Genomic DNA, 17,586 nt, shown 5'->3' with positions numbered 1-17,586 from the left:
GTGTATTATGTCAAAGATATTAATCCCGAAAATAAAATCTCCCTTGTTTATCAATATGATAAATGCACTAGACAAACATCATTCGGATGCATGTATCAGTGTGTTTATCGACAGCGATAACAGCCGTATGCTCCTTATTGGTGGTGCCCCTGGTCAATATGGACAAATTGAAATACCTCTCGAAAAAGGCCATGGTTTGAAGAATGCTGAATTCTCAATCCCTTTCGATTTTTTCATGTGCATGAAAGAGCAACAGCAAGAGTTTAATACCCTAGCCAATCAGTATATTTTTGAGCTCAGGTACAAAAATGGCAAATACATCAATATCGAGTATTGTTTATTACTCAGAGACGACAAAAAGATTGATGATTCAATACATTTCCCAATGTCCCGTTTTGAATTAGACGCTGCTCATGAAAATCATATTCAATATCAGGTGGCCAATACTCAACGTGCTTATCATGAGCTGAACAGACGCTCGATTGTTGACATTATCAATTCAACCAATTCACTCATACCTTTTGATTTTGTTGAATTTAGAAAAAATGAAAAAGAGATCCGCTTCCAGAAAAATGGTGAAGTCACGACCAAACGATTACAAGACAATATCGACTTACCTCATACCCTCCCCTTGACTGAAGCCGCAAGCCAAACGCTTAAAACGCTGTACATGAACTCTGAAACAGGCAGCATAGCGTTTAGCTTAGAAGGAGAACTACTCACGTTTAAAACTGACCAGCACACGCAAAGTATCTCTCTGGAAGGCATAGAGCAATTTCATCGAAAAATAGCTCAGGAAAGCAGGTTACTCCTTGAATTTGCATCTAATTTATACGATTTCAAACAGTTAAATAACATGATCTTAAAAGAAACCAGCGTTAGATCGCTCAATACTGCGATGCTACTGTTTGACAGCAACAGGTTATTCTCATGCATGTTGCCCGGACGTCGGGAGTTCATTCGCGAAGTCAGCGTTAAACACCTTCATAATCACAACGCATTATTATTTTCCTATTCGCCTCGTACTCTCAAAGACATGAAATTAAAAATTTTTGCTAAAGGAGGCGAGATCCGCATTACGTTAACTCAAAATCAAAATGGTGAACTGAAACTCAATTTCTTTGATAAACCAGAAGATATTTCACCGTTTGATAGCCTTAACTTAGTATCAGAACAATCACAGTTAGCTGCATATCAAAAATTGAAAAACGAGTACCTGAACACTTACGATGACCGCTACATTTTGCCGCCATCGCGCCAAGGAGAACTCGATTTGTTTGCCGAACAACCAAGCGATGTGCCAGACGAAATTGATACTCCAGTTAATGACATAGAGTCGCATGCGCAATACACCGACACGACAGAAACCCAAACAGAAGATAAACTCAAGAACGCTCGTGTTTATTCGCCAACGACTTATCCTGATTTAGCACCTAAACCGAACAATAAGCATTCCGAAAACATCACAGAAAACAGTGGCGATTTAGCCAATATCGATGAATATGGGTTTGCCGATGATTAAGTAAGCTCTCAAACAGTAAACTGAATACGGTTGCGTGTGGTTGTGTGTGAAGTGGGGTAAATGACGGCAACAAGCTTACGCTAAAATGCTCAACAATTTTCATTGGTAAATGGTCAATTTAAAAAGCACAGCAATTTAAAATAAACCACTGGACAAATAAACAGTATTGGTTATATTGATAGGTGTGTTTTTAACCAATAGTTGGCAAACTGCAACTATTGGAAAGGGACATTTCAGGTTGAGTTGCGCGATGTAAAAGTGCGGTTAACCTAATAAATAAGCAGTTGGGAGAGAGCGGCTGCAACCACTCTCCCCCGTACCGGCTGCACTAGCTATTAACACAGACCCAGCCGATTGCGAAATTCTAACGAATTCCATCGGATAGGGACAGTGCTATTTGATGGAGGCCACCTATGGCTCATATTCGTGTGCGCCCCAATGGGCGTATTCAGTTCGACATGCATCTTTATGGCTGCCGTTTTCGTGAAGGCACAAAAATGCTGGCCACACCTAAAAACCTTGCTACTGCCAAAACTACGCTCAAAAAAATGAACGCTGAGATGGACTTAGGCTGCTTTCAATACCGTGACTATTTTCCCAAAAGTAAAAAAGTCACTCAATTTGAGCAGTTGCAGCGTGAAAAACATCCTGATCGTGAATATCCATTTTTCAATGATTTTGCTTATCAGTGGTTTGAACGCAAAAAGGCGACGTGGAAAAATAGCTATAGAAACACCATGCAAAACGTTTTAGATAAGTATCTGATCCCACAATTTGGCAATACATTGATGAATGAGATCACCCTATCGCAGATCGATTTTTATCGTCAGCAGTTAATGCAAATGGTAAAGGCAGATAATACCCGGCAATTATCTAATCGGCGCATTAATAACTTACTGTGGCCCATCGTCTCCATGGTAAGCCTCGCGGCAGAAGAATATAAATTTGAATACCCATTGAGGCGCTATCGCTCACTTAAAGAAGAAAAGGCTGAGTCTCATCCGATGACGATAAAGGAGGTTAAACTTTTCCTATCCCACGTCCCTCCCGAATGGAAAGATTACTTCATCATTCGGTTTTGGACCGGCATGCGCAGCTGTGAAATACATGGATTAGAGTGGCAACATGTTGATTTTAATCACCGCTTAATTCGCATACGGCAAAACTGGGTGAATGGTGAAGTATGTGATGTGAAAACACCAAAATCTAGGCGTGATCTTAAGATGTGTGACACGGTATACGATGCCTTTAAACGCATTAAAAATTTGGCATTGTCAGAGTCAGGCTTTGTGTTTACTGGCAAATCAGATGCGCCACTGGATACCCATTTTGTTAGCAAAAAATTATGGTACCCGACACTCATTAAAGCGGGACTGAAACGTCGACGAGCTTATGAAACTCGTCACACCGCGGCAGTGCTGCATATCGCAGCCCTAGAAAATCCACTGTATATCTCACAAATGCTTGGCCACAGTGATACTCGGTTATTATTTGATGTCTATGCACCTTATGTTGCAAACGCATCTCGAAGCGATGGCAACGCATTTGATAAACTCATGCGCAACGAAAACATGCTGTAAAACCCCGTAAGTTATACTCAACTTGAGTTGGCTGATATCATGTTGTTTAAATCTGGTAACGTTATCACTGACTATGACAGAGCAAGAAACAGAAATTGAAACTCAAGCGGTCACCTATGCGAAAGCAAATAGTACTCGGATAGCTCGAGAACTGACCGATTTGGACAAGTTTCCAGCTGATCAACAACCTGTGTCTATTTTTATGTGCGGCTCTCCTGGCGCTGGAAAAACCGAAGCTTCAAAAGCGTTTCTTGAAATGTTTGATGAAACGGGAATTATTAGGCTTGACCCTGATGAGCTAAGAGTCTTCTTCCAAGAGTACACTGGTGAAAATTCATTCCTCTTTCAGAAAGCTGTCAGCCTTATTGTTGAACGAACCCTAGACAGAATTTTTAACAACAACCAAAGTTTCATCTTAGATGGTACTTTTTCAAACTTTGATATCGCTTGTAAAAATATCGAGCGCTCACTAAAGCGAAATCGAGCCGTGCTCATCATCTTTTTTTATCAAGAACCTACACTAGCCTGGGAGTTTGTCCAAGCAAGAGAAAAGCTTGAAGGCAGACGCATTTTACCTACTACATTTATCGATCAATTCTTAAATTCGCAAGAGGTAGTCCGGCAAGTCAAAGCCAAATATGGCGCGGCAATCAAGATAGATTTACTGATAAAGAACAATGATGGTAGCACTCGTATTTACCATGATAACATTACGGATGTTCAGCATCATATAAAGAAAAAATACTCTCGCACAGAATTAATAAGACTGCTAAACTTGCCACCTGAGCCTATTTTTTAGGCTGTTTTATGTGAGAAATCTATGTCGACCAATACAGCTAAAATTAACGTTACTACATCCAAGCTTTCAGCCTTTGTTATGAACGCAAGTTCAGCAGAGAAAAAACGTGTGTATACTCAAGTTATCAAGAAAGCGACTGAGTCACAGAATAAAATGATTATTGAAGCCAAATCCATGGCAGTGTAATTCATTGGTTTTGTGAATAAAGCCCCGTTAGGGGCTTTTCCTATTTCCTCTGCATCATCACCAACACTCTTCAAGATTCATTCCCCCTCTCGTGCTGCAGGGTGCGTATGATGATAAACCTCCTTTAGCTTACCAATCGTCACCTGGGTATAGACTTGTGTTGTCGAAATATCTGCATGGCCTAGCTGCTCTTGGATATAGCGAATGTCGGCACCATTTTCTGACATTACGGTAGCGGTGGTATGTCGATACAAATTACATGCACCAGGTTTATCAAATTAAATTAGATCCTAAAAGTACTCTGACATCAATTACGCGGTGTTTTTTAGACCGCTTGCACTATCCACTCGACCGTTTTCCTAAGGCCTGAATCAAAGGATTCGAGTGGTTGCCAACCTAATTCACGTTGAATTTTACTCGCGTCAATGGCGTAGCGCACATCATGGCCTGGACGATCAGCAACATGTTGTATTAAATCACGAAACCCCATGCCACTCATTGTCAGAGACTGCGGATGAGTGGGCACTAACTCTTCTAAGAGATCGCAAATTCGCTGCACCACAGCAAGATTAGTGTATTCATTTGAGCCTCCAATATTATAGGTTTCCCCTAGTTGCCCTTCAGTGGCGACTAAAAATAACGCCTTAACATGATCATCCACATACAACCAATCCAGCACCTGCTGGCCATTGCCGTAAACGGGCAGTGGTTTTCCCAATAACGCATTATTCACCATTAAAGGGATCAGCTTTTCAGGGTATTGAAAAGGGCCATAGTTATTAGAGCAGTTAGTAATAACTATCGGTAAACCATAGGTACGATGCCAGGCGCGAACAAGATGGTCCGCCGATGCCTTGCTGGCAGAATAAGAAGAACTTGATCTGATCCGCTAACTCTGGACACTTAACTAAGCACTGTGTTTCAGTTCAAAATTCTCAGGGCTTAAATAGCCAAGTGAACTATGCCTTCTGGTTTTGTTGTAATCAACTTCTATGTATTCAAAAACGGTCTGTCGCATGGTTTCCCGGTCCATGATTGGCTCGTACTGAATCGCCTCAACCTTCAGTGAATGGAAGAAGCTCTCTGCACAGGCATTGTCCCAGCAGCAGGCTTTGCGGCTCATACTTTTGGTAAGTTAATGTTTTTCAATCAGATTTCGATAGGCATGTGAACAATATTGGCTACCGCGGTCGCTGTGAACAATTACATTTTTCGGGAACCCACGGCGGAACAATGCCATAGTCAGTGCATCACAAGCCAACTGAGCCGTCATACGATTATTCATTGACCAGCCAATCACAGCTCGCGAGTACAAATCAATAATCACCGCCAGATACAGCCAGCCTTCGCTTGTCATCAGATACGTGATATCACCGACCCATTTTTGGTTCGGGCCAGTGGCATCGAAGTTCTGCTCCAATAGGTTTGGCGCTACCGGAAGCTGGTGATCGCTATCGGTTGTGGTTTTGAATTTACGCGCAGCTTTAGCCACTAAATTCTGCCTTGTCATGCTGTTCATAATGGTTTTCAGATCAGCGCATTCCCCATCCTCCGCGAGGTCGGCTTGAATACGCCGAGCGCCTGAGCGCTCTTTGCTCTGGACAAAAAAGCTTTGATTTGCTCATCACGGCTGTGCTGTTTGAGCAAGCGCGCACTCGGTTCTTTGCTTGATTTTCGCCAGGCATAATACCCACTTCGCGTCACGCCAAGCACCGCCGCCATTGGTTTTAGGCGGAACTGGTGCTGGTGTTCGAGCATAAATTCGAATCGGTTTACTTTTGATTCTTCGCGAAGTAGGTGGCCGCCTTTTTTAGGATGGCTAAATCCTCGGCTTGGTCAGCTAACTGGCGTTTTAACTTGGCAACTTCAGCAGCAAGTTCTGCTTCGCGTTGGCTGGTTGTCGATTTCTTTTCAATGGCAGAGCGCCAGTTATAAAGTTGTGATTCGTAGATTTTGAGTTGCCTAGCCGCTTCAGCAACACCGACACGTTCGGCTAGTTTAAGGGCTTCTGCTTTAAATTCAGCAGTGTGAGTCTTGCGGGTCTTTTGGGTTGTCATATTCACCTCGTTAAGTCATTTTACTCACTTAGCGTGGTGTCCAAAAGTATTGGATCAGATCACAACACAAAAATTACTAACTAACCTCAGATCTGGTTAAGCCAGCACTAAATTAGAGCTATCTAACAGTTCAAGCTCCTGAGCTGTTAGATTTAACGATGGCTTTTCTTCTTTTAAACAATATGCAATCAATCCACCAAGTAGATTGAGCATGAACCCATGCTCGCTGCGGTGTCTTGAGTGTTCAATATAGGAAATGTTCTTCAATTGGTCATTCACTGTTTCAATGATGAATCGCTTTTTTAAGATTGCTCTATCCCATAGAGAAATAAACTTTTTCTTCATGTTCTTACGAACTGTGGTGATTAACTCAACGCCCTTTTCCAAAAGCTCACCTGTTAGGGCTTGGCTAATATAGCCTTTATCACCATAAAGCTTACCAAAAAGAGACTCAGCCATTTCACTGACAGGTTGCCTGTCATCGACATTACCTTTCGTCAGTTTTAACGCTACAATTTCACCCAAGTGATTGATAATAAGATGCAGTTTAAATCCAAACGACCAGCCCATAGTTCCCTTTCCATGTTCGGCAATGCCTTCAAAAACCTTATTTCGCTTCGCTCGAATAATATGACAGACTTCAATTTTAGTGGAGTCGACAAACTGAATTCCCGTTGGCTTTCCAAGCTTTGAAGTCAGATAGCTACACATAGGGACAACGACGCTAGGCATTAATGCAAGGAAACGAGTGTAGCTCAACAACTCTGGAAAATAGGGTTTTAGCTGGCGACAAACATAGTGCAGATAATAATTTTTGAAATCTCGGTAATGTGATTGATGGAAATGAATGATAATGGTCATCACTTCTGCGGGAGAAAGGCGACAAGGTCTATTACGCTTCATTTCACCATTATCAAGCAATAAGCGTTGCCAATGTGGGATAAATAACTGACAGAAATCATCGACATCACAGTAAGTTTCAACTAGTTTGTTCATGCTCGTTCCTTTTTCTAATCACTCTTGGTCGAATGATCGGATCAGGGAACGAGCATTTAGTTCCTTTTGGGAGCTAAATTCTTATCCGAAGCTCAGGTTAACTACAGACCCCGTATCAATGTGGGCAATTGCCGCTAATGCATTTTGATTGGTGGTACTAAAAAATAGTACCAAATTCGCTTGAAATGATACTAAAAAGTAGTACTATCGATTTAACGGATTATGAGACTTTATGAACAAAAAACATTTAAGAACGTTGACGGCTATCTTTGCTAGGCCTATCAGCGGAACTATCAAGTGGTCTGATATTGAAGCGCTGTTTATTGCTCTAGGGGCTGACATTGAAGAGCGTGAGGGGTCTCGAATTGGTGTGGTGCTGTTTGGTGAAGTTCAGGTATATCACCGCCCACATCCTCAGAAAGAAACTGACAAAGACGCAGTGATAAGCATCAAAAAATGGTTAGAAAGGAACGGGGTGAAAGCATGAAAAATCTTATGATGATCAACGGGGTAAAAGCCTTTATTGATTATGATCCAGACGCTGAAACATTCCGTGGTGAGTTCGTAGGCTTAAACGGCGGCGCGGATTTCTATGGTGAAAGCGTCGCTCAATTGGAAGCCGAGGGCGCGAAGTCATTAAGCGTTTTTTTAGAGATGTGTCAGGAGCGTGGCATTGAGCCTTACAAAAACTTCTCTGGCAAATTCAACGTTCGGATCTCGCCAGAGGTTCACGCTCGACTTAATGAAATTGCGCTATCGCAAAGCATTAGTTTGAATGCAGCGGTAGAAAATGCAGTCAATGACTACATTGCACATTCAGCGTAGGACGGAAAATTGTTCCTCGTTTTGCGGGGATGCAAGTGTTGGCATATAGCTAATGTTAAACGGGGTTCACCATGTCAATTAAAGCATGGGCTTGGCGATCTAATTCCTGACTTGCATCTGCACCCAGGCAGTCGTCGCTTTGCGCTGAAGGATCCCCTCATAAATCAGCCATAGCATAGCCATATTTGAGCAACTGATTGGCGAATAATACCCAGGCCGCCAGCAATTCTTTCTCCGTGATTTGATAATCAGGCCGCCTGAGCACCTCCAATCCCAAGCGAATCGTTGAGAGTACCGTTCGATGCCCAATGGTATTGGCCTGAAAATGCTTATCCCAGCCCTGTTGCTGTGCGTGTAAACCAACTAGCCACAACAGGCATTGAACCATCAACGCTATCAGTAGGATGATGTCGAATCGCTCTGGACTGTTGGTACGACTTTGGCGTAAGCCAAAGCCGTATGCCGGGCTTTTGAGGTCACGAAAGGTTTCCTCTATTTGCATACGTTTGGCGTACAGGTTTACCAGCTGCTTTGGGCTCCGAGATTCTGGTGGTAAATTGCTGGCTAACACCCAAGGCTCTTTCGCCGATGTTGAGTACGTTTTTGCCGATGGATGGTGGCAATTAGTCCTCGTTGAACGCTGATTTGTACGCCCCTTAGGTTTGCTACGATAAAGCGTGAGATGGCAATTGATAGGGTTAGTTTTGGTCAAGGTCTTACAACCCAGGCTCTTCGCTTGACCGTTGGCCAAGTCATGTGTACTGCGAACTGCACGCCAATTTTCAGCGCCAATATCTGCAAATTGAACTGTACCGCGAATACGGCTTAGCCAAAACCAACCATGCGCCTCAACCTCTTTGTACCAAGGCACTTTGAACCCCGCGTCAGTCACGATGAGAGGGGTAACATGCAAAGGTAAAATCTTGGCTAAGTCCGCTAAAAAACCGTTGTGGGAGGCCTTAGAGCATTGTTCTGATAGGGGATAGGACTTCTCATACAGGGTAATAGAGCGGCCATTGAAGGCTATTGAGGCGCGCAGAGCCATGATGCGTTTATGCTCTCGGATGTCTGACCAATCGACGAGCACAATCGGCATAGGGTTACCAGAACAGATGAGGCTGGCATGCCATTGGTAGACAGCTAACCGTTCTTGATGCAGATGCGTGTTGCCGAGCAAACGATCAATGCGCTTGATGTTGTGCTTGGTTCGGGCCGTGGTTGGTAAATTTCGACCTAACTCAGTCAAGGTCAGTGTCTTACATTCAATCAGTGCCTTAGAGGCCAGCATCAAGCTGTTTAATCGTTTTAGGTGAAGTTCTGGGCAGTATTGGTGTAAAGAATGTTGTAGGATATTGGCTTCGCGCATCTTGTTGTCCAAGTGTAGTTTTTAGCGAAACCATTTGATCATGCAACAAGATGCGCTTCCACTCTAATTTGATGATTTATTTGTAAATCATCAGGGGATTCTTCAGCGCTTTGCGGCGTTCTAGATCTTAGCTTCTAAATCGCCTCTACCGCCATTTTCAGCACGACACTATCCTTTGGCATTAATGCTATACGAAACCCGACTCCGCTAAAAACTCGATTAATCAACTCAACACCGTTTTTGCCTTTATCACTTTCGATATCAGACAATGCTTTACGGCTAACGCCAACCATTTTGGCATATTGGTCCTGGCTCAGTGATAACAACTCAACTCTCAGCCATTTAAGTACTTGACCTTGAGTCTTTTTCCCCGAAAAGAGATCCAATGTAGCGGCTAATAATAAATCTTCCCTATCTTTAAGGGTCAAAGGCTTTCGATTAACCGAAATTTTTTTTCGACCACCTCTGCCTTTTGTTTCAATCGAATCCGTTGCAACATTAGATGAAACCGTCATAATAGCCCCCATTGCTGCATTCTCGCTTCTAACGTGGCAAAACCAATTCCCGAATGCGCAAGAATCGATTCTGGCACACCCCGCTGACGTAAACGTTGCTCAAGACCAAGCAAACGAGCAGCGGTTTCATTCAAAGCGCTCATTAACTCATTAGGCGACAGTAAATCAGATAAATGTTCTGCAATTGCAGGAAAGTTATACACGCCACCTAACTCCATTCCCTCACCCCAGGTAAAGGTACGAGTGATCATCTCATAATCTGCTTTCATTGGCGCAAAATCATAAATGGGTGCCAGCTGGACGCGGTTTCCATACTTGATAAAAGAGGTATTTCGGCCATGATTATCTGAATTTCCAAAGGCAATATTTAATAAATCTCTACGTACCCATTCAATCACAAACGCCTCAATGCCGCTCTTGCCTTCAAGCTCAGCCTCAACGTCGAGTAGCGTCCTGGTATTACCATAATTTTCTTTTTTATTAAACGCGGCCAAAAGCCGTCTAATCACATCGGCATGTAGCAAAGGCTTTGCTGTCGGCTCACCTAAAATGGCATAAACCGACTCCATGCCATAACTCACCATTGCTCCCGCCTCAACACCGTAATCAAAGCGTGGCAACCATAAAGAAGGGCCACGTTCAGCTTCAATAAGCTTCATCGACTCAACGGAAATAGTCTCAAAGCCCAATTGTGTAAGCTCATGATAAAAATGATACTCTGCTCGCAAAATATCGCCATCCAGAGTGGTTTTACCCCTTGGAAACTTAACTAAATAAGGCTGATCGAGATTACGCGGATCATCTTGAAAGGTATCAATCCAAACATCTTGCTGCGCATTTAATCGCACTAATAACTTAGGTGCCGCCCCGCCTGCGCCGGAAGCGCCACCTGCTGCTGCACCGCGAGACTGGGCATACTCAATAAAATCAATCTGCAACTCACTGACATCAGCGATACTAAAGGTAACAGGTAATGATCTTTTAGCCTTTTCAGGCACCGATTCTTTTATACGTAAGTTGCCAATTGGCGCGATAGTTCCATATTTCAACAATTGGAAATCACGTTCCAAATTAGGCAAATCCTGCAATCCAAGCCGCTTAACCCAATAATCCCGGCTGGAACCTGCTGGCATAATATCTTCTAAAAAACGATGCCAGTGAGGGCTTCGCAACGGGATATTATCAACGGGTAACGATACACTCACTGCAGTTTGCGCAAATTGATGGAAGTAAGACGTGACATGTTCGATCTCATAATTTAATACACATGGCCCGCCAGTGCCCTTATCTGGCGCATAAAACTCCACCAAAGCAACATCACGCCATTCTCCGGCAATGTTCATCTGCACCGTTAAAATTTGCATTACCTAACCCCTAAAAGCAGACGACAATTAATGAACACTATAGCACTCAAAAATAGATAAAACAGCTAATTAATGCAACCTACAGCACTCAGCAATTAAGAAAAATACTAATTAATGACACCTAAAAAACGCAAAAACAGTCAGAGAAAATAAGATGGAAGGAAAAGCAAAGACGTTGACGGTTGACTGAACGCTCGCAAGCTCACCGTCCGGGCGGAGCCCGTTCAGTAACCTGCAGCGGTAAAACGGCGTTCCTAGATGTATGGACTCCCTCCCACTAAGAGGATACGGTCTTAATCGATTCAAAGATTAGCCAAAGGAGTCCATACATCTCGAGCAACGCTCCAGCTTCTGTTATATGCCAGTAATCAAAAAATCGATAGCCGCTACGATCTCATCCCTGAAACTACTCAACTCATTGACAGGCTCACGTAAAATCTTCGTTGGTACACTTGCCATTTGGTGAGTTAACATCACGAAGTCACCCTCATCGATATGGATCACAGGGCATAAATGCCTAGGGGCTTTTTTCTCCAATAGTTCGACAGGTGTTAGCGGAATAACTAACCGAGTATTCAAGATATTAAGCAATTCACTTTGAACATCAACAAAGTAAGGATATGCAATTGCAGTGCTCTTATCGTGGTTTTGGTATAAGGCAAACTGTGACCAAAATGCGCGACAAGCCCCGTGCTTTTAGCGCGGGGAAGGATAGCGCAAGTTGCGAAGCAACTTAATGCGGCCTATCTTGTTGCTCAATATATTGCCTTAATACGTCTATTGGAGCGCCCCCAACAGATCCTGCAAAGTAGCTGGGCGACCAAAGTGCATTTTTCATGTAGGCTGGCTTATGAAGATTTGGATAGTACTGTTTCAACTTCCTGCTAGAAACCCCCTTTAGACTATTAACCAGCTTCGATATAGCCACTTTCGGTGGGTAGTTCACTAACAGGTGAACGTGGTCTTGCTCCCCGTTAAACTCTACGATCTCAGCCTCAAAATCCGCACAGACTTTTTCCATGATGTCTCGCATCGTTTTTAGATGCGCATCCGTAAATAACTTGCCACGATATTTAGCAATAAAAATAAGATGCACATGCATCATAAATACGCAGTGCCTTCCTCTTCGTAATTCCATAGGCCAACCTTTACAATCAAGCTTAAAGAACCTATATTAGTGCATTATGAGCATTCAGACCAAAACTTTAAGTGTTAGGGTAAAAGATAAACATGCGAAGCTGTTAAGACAGATGGCGTATGAAGTAAATCAATGCTTTAACCTGGCCAACGAACTAACCATGAAAGCGAGTCGCAACTATAGCGATGCTGGCGCGATTAGACCTGTCTGGATGTCGGCTTACGATGTGCAAAAACCGATTCTAAGTTTTAGGAACGAATCTGGATTTATTATTCCATCCCACACAGCTCAAGAGGTCTGCGCCAAACACGCCCAAGCAAGAAAACAATTCAAACGAGCGAAGTTACGTTGGCGAATAAGCTCAGGCTCTAAACACTCTCTTGGCTTTGTGCCGTTTAAAAAAGGTTCTGCTAAGTGGAAGAGTGGGCAAGTCTTATTCGCAAAACAGCACTTTAAGGTTTGGGATACCTACGGGCTTTCACAATACGAGTTTACTTCAGGATCTTTCTCTGAAGACTCAAGAGGACGCTGGTACTTTAATGTGTGTGTTCATGTAGGCGCCTCAGCGCCCACCTCTGGAAAGACAGCCATCGGTATCGATCTAGGGTTAAAAGATACGGCAACTTGCAGTGATGGGGCTAAATTAGAACGGGGGAACTTCTACCGCGATCTAGAGGCGGATTTAGGCGTTGCCCAAAGAGCAAATAAGAAAAAGCGAGTCAAGGCCATTCATGCGAAGATCAAGAATCGTCGCAAAGATGCTTTGCATAAATTTAGTACGCGGCTGGTCAATGAAAATGCCGCAATATTTGTTGGCGATGTGAGCAGCTCCAAGTTAGCGAAAACTAAAATGGCAAAATCGGTTTTAGACGCAGGCTGGTCAATGCTCAAAACACAATTGGAATATAAAGCGATAGCGCGGTCAGTTGTGTTCGAAATAGTCAATGAATCCTACTCCACCCAGACCTGTTCGAGCTGTGGGGCGATCCCCGTCAGCAGTCCGAAAGGTAGAACTGGTCTTGGAATAAGAGAATGGGTGTGCTCTGAGTGCGGAGCAGAGCACGACCGCGATATAAACGCGGCAACCAATATTCTCGCGGCGGGGCATCGCCGTCTAGCTGTAGGAATCCCCGTGCTTTAGCGCGGGGAGGATGTCAAATTAGAATACTCGGTAAGAATCAGAAAATAAGCCTTGTTTTTCAACCAATTCATTGCAAGCGTTAATCGCTTGGGCATTTTGTTCTAACCATTCGGCTTTTAGGCGATGCTTTACTTCTTTCTCAAGAGCCTTTTCCATTGTCGCTGAAAGATTTATGTTCAGGCGTTTAGCTTCCGCTAATAACTCACTGTTTAAGCTTAAATTTGTAGCTTTTTTGTGTACTTGATTGCTATATTTGTTTCTCATAACAATAACCCATGCGCGTTGTTTGTGCGCATAAATTATAAGTATGGATAGGATATATAACAAGCCATCAAAGATGGCGCTGAGTGTATCTATAAACTGCAGCAGTAAAACAGCATTCGTAGAATGCTTAAGCGCATCGCTACTAGAGTCTAAACCCTAGAGCCACGTAGTGGCGTTCTAGCAGTTGCGTCGCAACGCCAAAGCGTCTCCCAGCCGAAGGCCGTCCTTTTTGCTGCGCCTTATATGCTATATACTCCCCCTGTATTCATTAAATCGTGCAATGGGCCTATGCAACAACTAAATGAAAGCATTATTTGATGCTCAGTTTGGTGCACTCAGTGCCGTCATTGCAGGGGCTCGTGGTTGGACGGACATTCGTGAATACGTTCTGGGTCACCATGAATAGTTTCGCCGTCAACAGTTAGATGTAATATTTGGCGAGGATGCCTGCCAAATTTACCGGGAGAATGCGGCATAAAATGTCGCTAATTTGCATCATATGTCACTGAACATGCTACGAGCTACAACTCAAGCCCATACCGATTACCGATATACTTTTCAATGACCTGCTTCATTGCAATTAACATCTTACTATTGAAGTCCCTACCTCCTGCAAATCAAGATATTCACTATATCGATTTGATTCTCGGCACAAACGCAGTGAAGTTCCGCCCTGAAAAACCAAGTTATCGAGTACCCAAGCTTCATCCAGTGCATACAAGATGTCGTAATGAAGAAGTTCTTTCTCAATGACAGGGCGCATATCCTTTGCGCCTCCTTGTTCCACAGCTTTAAGTTACTTTTATCCTACGAGTTTAGAAAATCAAAGCAAAATAAACCAACTACTTTTTATAGCACTTAAAGGTGTTGTACTGAACTCTTCATGGCTACTAGAAAAAGGGTATAGTTTACAATTACAAGATCGATACAAAAAAGTAAGTGGTTCAAATCAGTTGGCAGAGGCGCTTTGATACGTAAAAAGGAGCTGTTGATTATTAATTGAAATAAGTTGAGCTACGCTGCCGTAAGCTCACCATTAAACGTTAAACGCTGATTGTTTCATGGTTTGCTCGGCTCGGCTGACCCCTAGCCGCTTAGCAACGGTTTGCCATTGCTTAACCGCCATTAATACTTCATCGTAAATTTGCGTGGCTTGGGTTTGCGAAAGTCGGAAGAAGTCTTTTACGTCAAAGGCTAATTGGTAGTCTAGAGCGTTGTCTGTATCGGTAATATTCAGATGCAGGCCATGCTAACCCACTATCGGGTTTAAATCATAAGCGGGTGATAACTTCCAACCATTCTTTGTTAATAAAAACCCATGGTTACGCAGGTGATCATCCGTGTTGGACACCGCAATATTAAACACGATACGTCGCCATAACTGTGCTAAATCAGCTTCGGTTTGCGCACCATAATTGGAAATAAATTCAGCAATCTCTAAGTAGCTGGCACCTTGAAATTGTTCACCATCATAGTATTGAAGCTGTGTCATGGCCGATGAAAAATGCAGTCGCTTTTCGCCATCGCGGTCAAACCGTTTTGTTAAAAAGGTATGGTGCTGTGACGAAAACTGCTTGATCTCACTTGGAAACATGTCAACACCTGCCGCCAAAGCCAATTCATAACAGACCATCTCCCATGCGCCCACGTCATGGGTATCATTTAGATTGGGAAACTTTGCAATCCACAAGTGGCCTTGTTCATCTGTGACACAAGCCTTGGGCCTTGCACCACCTAATGATGAGCCTGGAGAAATCAGCATTTTCAACCAGCGATAATACTCGTCACTGTCGATGTCATCGTCTTTTTCAATCTGCATGGCTGCGTGCTCTAGCTCTCGCAAAGAAGCCATTGGCGGCGCAGCAAATTCAGAATTGTCGTCCAAAAAAGCATTCGAGCCTGCTCGCTTAAATCGAATACCACCCATCCGGTAAGAGTCGTGCACGCCCAACAGGTAATCCAATTCGTTTAATCGACTTGTTGCTCGAATGCCTTTGCGCGCATCAATCGCCGCACGCCGTTGCATTAAAATACGTCCCCATCTATCAGGCGATGAATCAAGAAATGCGCGAAAGTTTTTATCGGCTTCATCGTTGTAGAGTTCACCGGAGTGAAGCGTCAAGATTGGATCAATTTGCAAGCGACAGGCTGAGGTTAAAAATGCTTTATCGTAGGCAAAACTAAACACGCCACCTCGGCTTGAATCGCTATAAGTAAGCCGCCCTATTAGCAGTGGCGCTTCGATTGGCTGCCAGTCGGCATAGACTTCGACGATTTCACGGCTCATCTTGAACCTTCCAGCAATTTTATGTTTTGCAGCTTGATACCCACTTCATCATGAGCGGCCATTTCCGCAAAGTTGCTTTCCATGCCAAGTACGGCCATTACTTTTAAGTAAGTGCCTATGGCAACGCCCGGATCACCTGCGAAGACTTTGTTCACGGTTTTATGATCAAAACCAGTACGTTCACACAGCAGCTTTTTTGTAAAACCACGTCGTTTCATCGCCAACAACAAGTCCTCACCAAAATGAGTCAGGATTTTGCGTTGCTTTGGAAACAGTACATTGTGTAAATCACGCTTAGCCACATCACCAACCAAAGGGACTATATTCCCACTATTCAGCCATTAATGGGAATATAGTCCAACTTTGAAATCAAAGCAACTCTAACATGTGAAAGGCAGGACTATATTCCCACTTTACTGAATATTATAGGATTTATATCCCACTTTTAGGTTTAGATTGCGCGTTGGCCAAAGCGATGATGTGAATCCCTGAATTTCAAAGGCAACCAAATCACACTTTTGTGTGATCTGATCCAGTAGTTCTGTACACCGCGCTAAGTGAGTAAAATCACATAACGAGGTGCCTATGACAACTAAAAAGAACCGTAAGACTTATACCGCAGAATTTAAAACCGAAGCCCTGAAACTGGCCGAGCGTGTTGGCGTGGCCGAAGCAGCACGGCAGTTGAAGCTATACGAAACCCAGATTTACAACTGGCGTAATGCATCAGAGAAAAAATCCACTACCAGCCAGCGTGAAGCTGAACTAGCGGCCGAAGTAGCTAAGTTACGTCGCCAACTGGCTGATCAGGCTGAGGATTTAGCCATCTTAAAAAAGGCCGCAACCTACTTCGCGAAAAATCAAAAGTAGCTGCATTTGAATTTTTGCTGGAGCACCAACACAGGTTCCGCCTGCTGCGCATGGCCGCTGTGTTTGGTGTATCGCGAAGTGGGTATTATCAGTGGCGTCGTACCGGTGAAGAACCTGGCGAGAAAGCCCTACGGCGGGCCGCGCTGGACGAGAAAATCAATAAGGCTTTTACGCAAGGTAAGCAACGTGACGGTGCGCGCCGTATTCAGGTTGCGTTGGCTGAAAATGGCGACCATGCAGACCTGAAAACAATATTGAACAGCGTGAAAAGACAAGGGTTAAAAGCCAAAGCAGGTCGTAAGTTCAAGGTGACCACAGATAGCAACCATCAGTTGCCAGTGGCCCCAAATTTGCTGCACTACAGCAAGATCGGTGTTTTTCAAGGTAGTTACCCCTCAAACTGAAGCAGTGTTACCAACTACAATACACCTCCCGCTTGGCCCGCACCTAAAGGAGCGGGATTGCGCGGGCGTTTTGTTCAACGATTTTCTCGCGTATACCATAGTCGCAGCATGTAGATAATCGAATCAAGGATCTCATAACGAACATCGTACTCCCCAACCAAAATCCTCCTAACCTCACAGGGCTCAAACTGGAACAGTTGCTCTCCAATTCGTGGGTTGGTGAGCAAAACCGCCACCATCTAATCAAAATGATTGCATCATTTTGATTAGCC

The 17,586-nt window shown here is 43.7% G+C and carries 18 protein-coding genes and 5 pseudogenes; 9 read left to right on the top strand and 14 right to left on the bottom strand.

Annotated features, from left to right (window positions below):
- Positions 1–7: 7 nt before the first annotated feature.
- The 4 genes from CEQ32_RS00790 to CEQ32_RS22900 all read left to right on the top strand — a co-directional run bounded on the left by CEQ32_RS00790 (position 8) and on the right by CEQ32_RS22900 (position 4,087).
- Positions 8–1,522 (top strand): hypothetical protein, encoded by a 1,515-nt coding sequence (locus CEQ32_RS00790; RefSeq protein ID WP_088585330.1) that lies wholly within the window; start codon positions 8–10, stop codon positions 1,520–1,522.
- 413 nt (positions 1,523–1,935) lie between these two features.
- Complete coding sequence (locus tag CEQ32_RS00785) at positions 1,936–3,102, top strand: tyrosine-type recombinase/integrase (RefSeq protein WP_088585329.1); 1,167 nt, start codon at positions 1,936–1,938, stop codon at positions 3,100–3,102.
- Positions 3,103–3,175: 73 nt separating this feature from the next.
- On the top strand, positions 3,176–3,901 hold the full coding sequence (locus CEQ32_RS00780; protein ID WP_088585328.1) for a zeta toxin family protein: 726 nt from the start codon (positions 3,176–3,178) through the stop codon (positions 3,899–3,901).
- 21 nt (positions 3,902–3,922) lie between these two features.
- Positions 3,923–4,087, top strand: coding sequence for a hypothetical protein (locus CEQ32_RS22900; protein WP_014610884.1), 165 nt, complete (start codon positions 3,923–3,925; stop codon positions 4,085–4,087).
- Between the two features lie 77 nt (positions 4,088–4,164).
- On the opposite strand, the gene CEQ32_RS00775 is transcribed toward CEQ32_RS22900, so the two are convergent.
- From CEQ32_RS00775 to CEQ32_RS00760, 4 genes and pseudogenes are all read right to left on the bottom strand, one after another.
- Complete coding sequence (locus CEQ32_RS00775; RefSeq protein WP_205403037.1) at positions 4,165–4,341, bottom strand: tyrosine-type recombinase/integrase; 177 nt, start codon at positions 4,339–4,341, stop codon at positions 4,165–4,167.
- 71 nt (positions 4,342–4,412) lie between these two features.
- Positions 4,413–4,964 (bottom strand): annotated as a pseudogene (locus CEQ32_RS00770) (dTDP-glucose 4,6-dehydratase); the annotation flags it as partial.
- Positions 4,965–4,994: 30 nt separating this feature from the next.
- A pseudogene (locus tag CEQ32_RS00765) lies at positions 4,995–6,144 on the bottom strand (IS3-like element ISShes1 family transposase).
- A 96-nt stretch (positions 6,145–6,240) separates the two neighbouring features.
- Positions 6,241–7,140, bottom strand: coding sequence for an IS982 family transposase (locus tag CEQ32_RS00760; protein ID WP_088585327.1), 900 nt, complete (start codon positions 7,138–7,140; stop codon positions 6,241–6,243).
- A gap of 232 nt (positions 7,141–7,372) precedes the next feature.
- On the opposite strand from CEQ32_RS00760, the gene CEQ32_RS00755 reads away from it, so the two are divergent.
- Both CEQ32_RS00755 and CEQ32_RS00750 read left to right on the top strand, forming a co-directional pair.
- Positions 7,373–7,627, top strand: coding sequence for a type II toxin-antitoxin system HicA family toxin (locus CEQ32_RS00755; RefSeq protein ID WP_088585326.1), 255 nt, complete (start codon positions 7,373–7,375; stop codon positions 7,625–7,627).
- The gene (locus tag CEQ32_RS00750) at positions 7,624–7,965 is read left to right on the top strand and encodes a type II toxin-antitoxin system HicB family antitoxin (protein WP_014610929.1); all 342 of its coding nucleotides are present in this window, start codon (positions 7,624–7,626) and stop codon (positions 7,963–7,965) included. Before CEQ32_RS00755 ends, CEQ32_RS00750 begins: the two co-directional genes overlap by 4 nt.
- A 157-nt stretch (positions 7,966–8,122) precedes the next feature.
- On the opposite strand, the gene CEQ32_RS00745 is transcribed toward CEQ32_RS00750, so the two are convergent.
- The 5 genes from CEQ32_RS00745 to tnpA all read right to left on the bottom strand — a co-directional run bounded on the left by CEQ32_RS00745 (position 8,123) and on the right by tnpA (position 12,348).
- A complete protein-coding gene (locus CEQ32_RS00745; protein ID WP_001206290.1) occupies positions 8,123–9,331 on the bottom strand; it encodes an IS4-like element IS10A family transposase in 1,209 nt (402 codons plus the stop codon).
- A 134-nt stretch (positions 9,332–9,465) separates the two neighbouring features.
- On the bottom strand, positions 9,466–9,846 hold the full coding sequence (locus CEQ32_RS00740; RefSeq protein ID WP_086904820.1) for a helix-turn-helix transcriptional regulator: 381 nt from the start codon (positions 9,844–9,846) through the stop codon (positions 9,466–9,468).
- Positions 9,843–11,210: a type II toxin-antitoxin system HipA family toxin gene (locus CEQ32_RS00735; RefSeq protein WP_014610930.1), complete on the bottom strand. Its 1,368-nt coding sequence runs from the start codon at positions 11,208–11,210 to the stop codon at positions 9,843–9,845. Before CEQ32_RS00735 ends, CEQ32_RS00740 begins: the two co-directional genes overlap by 4 nt.
- A gap of 354 nt (positions 11,211–11,564) precedes the next feature.
- Positions 11,565–11,837 (bottom strand): CcdB family protein, encoded by a 273-nt coding sequence (locus tag CEQ32_RS00730; protein WP_069453183.1) that lies wholly within the window; start codon positions 11,835–11,837, stop codon positions 11,565–11,567.
- Between the two features lie 106 nt (positions 11,838–11,943).
- Positions 11,944–12,348, bottom strand: a complete 405-nt coding sequence (tnpA, locus tag CEQ32_RS00725) for an IS200/IS605 family transposase (RefSeq protein ID WP_069453179.1) — start codon at positions 12,346–12,348, stop codon at positions 11,944–11,946.
- A 46-nt stretch (positions 12,349–12,394) separates the two neighbouring features.
- Between tnpA and CEQ32_RS00720 the strand changes: the two genes are divergently transcribed.
- Positions 12,395–13,489, top strand: a complete 1,095-nt coding sequence (locus CEQ32_RS00720) for an RNA-guided endonuclease InsQ/TnpB family protein (RefSeq protein ID WP_088585325.1) — start codon at positions 12,395–12,397, stop codon at positions 13,487–13,489.
- A gap of 18 nt (positions 13,490–13,507) precedes the next feature.
- Here CEQ32_RS00720 and CEQ32_RS00715 read toward each other — a convergent pair whose 3' ends face one another.
- Positions 13,508–13,753 (bottom strand): type II toxin-antitoxin system CcdA family antitoxin, encoded by a 246-nt coding sequence (locus CEQ32_RS00715; protein ID WP_014610893.1) that lies wholly within the window; start codon positions 13,751–13,753, stop codon positions 13,508–13,510.
- A 580-nt stretch (positions 13,754–14,333) separates the two neighbouring features.
- Positions 14,334–14,516 carry a nucleotidyl transferase AbiEii/AbiGii toxin family protein gene (locus CEQ32_RS23305; RefSeq protein WP_041412043.1) on the bottom strand — a complete coding sequence of 61 codons (183 nt, stop codon included), beginning with the start codon at positions 14,514–14,516 and terminating at the stop codon, positions 14,334–14,336.
- Here CEQ32_RS23305 and CEQ32_RS23300 point away from each other — a divergent pair.
- Complete coding sequence (locus tag CEQ32_RS23300) at positions 14,503–14,724, top strand: AbiEi antitoxin N-terminal domain-containing protein (protein WP_205403036.1); 222 nt, start codon at positions 14,503–14,505, stop codon at positions 14,722–14,724. The two genes, CEQ32_RS23305 and CEQ32_RS23300, sit on opposite strands and share 14 nt — an antisense overlap.
- A 65-nt stretch (positions 14,725–14,789) precedes the next feature.
- Here the strand turns inward: CEQ32_RS23300 and CEQ32_RS00700 are convergent.
- Positions 14,790–16,040: pseudogene (locus tag CEQ32_RS00700) on the bottom strand (type II toxin-antitoxin system HipA family toxin).
- On the bottom strand, positions 16,037–16,342 hold the full coding sequence (locus tag CEQ32_RS00695) for a helix-turn-helix domain-containing protein (protein ID WP_004249763.1): 306 nt from the start codon (positions 16,340–16,342) through the stop codon (positions 16,037–16,039). Before CEQ32_RS00695 ends, CEQ32_RS00700 begins: the two are co-directional and overlap by 4 nt.
- 283 nt (positions 16,343–16,625) lie before the next feature.
- On the opposite strand from CEQ32_RS00695, the pseudogene CEQ32_RS00690 reads away from it, so the two are divergent.
- Positions 16,626–17,266: pseudogene (locus CEQ32_RS00690) on the top strand (transposase); the annotation flags it as partial.
- A gap of 122 nt (positions 17,267–17,388) precedes the next feature.
- On the opposite strand, the pseudogene CEQ32_RS23240 reads toward CEQ32_RS00690, so the two are convergent.
- A pseudogene (locus CEQ32_RS23240) lies at positions 17,389–17,544 on the bottom strand (type II toxin-antitoxin system RelE/ParE family toxin); the annotation flags it as partial.
- Positions 17,545–17,586 lie beyond the last annotated feature (42 nt).

It is taken from the genome of Shewanella sp. FDAARGOS_354 (assembly GCF_002209245.2).
GTDB classification, from domain to species: Bacteria; Pseudomonadota; Gammaproteobacteria; order Enterobacterales; family Shewanellaceae; genus Shewanella; species Shewanella xiamenensis.
This window is presented reverse-complemented; position numbering and strand designations above follow the sequence as displayed.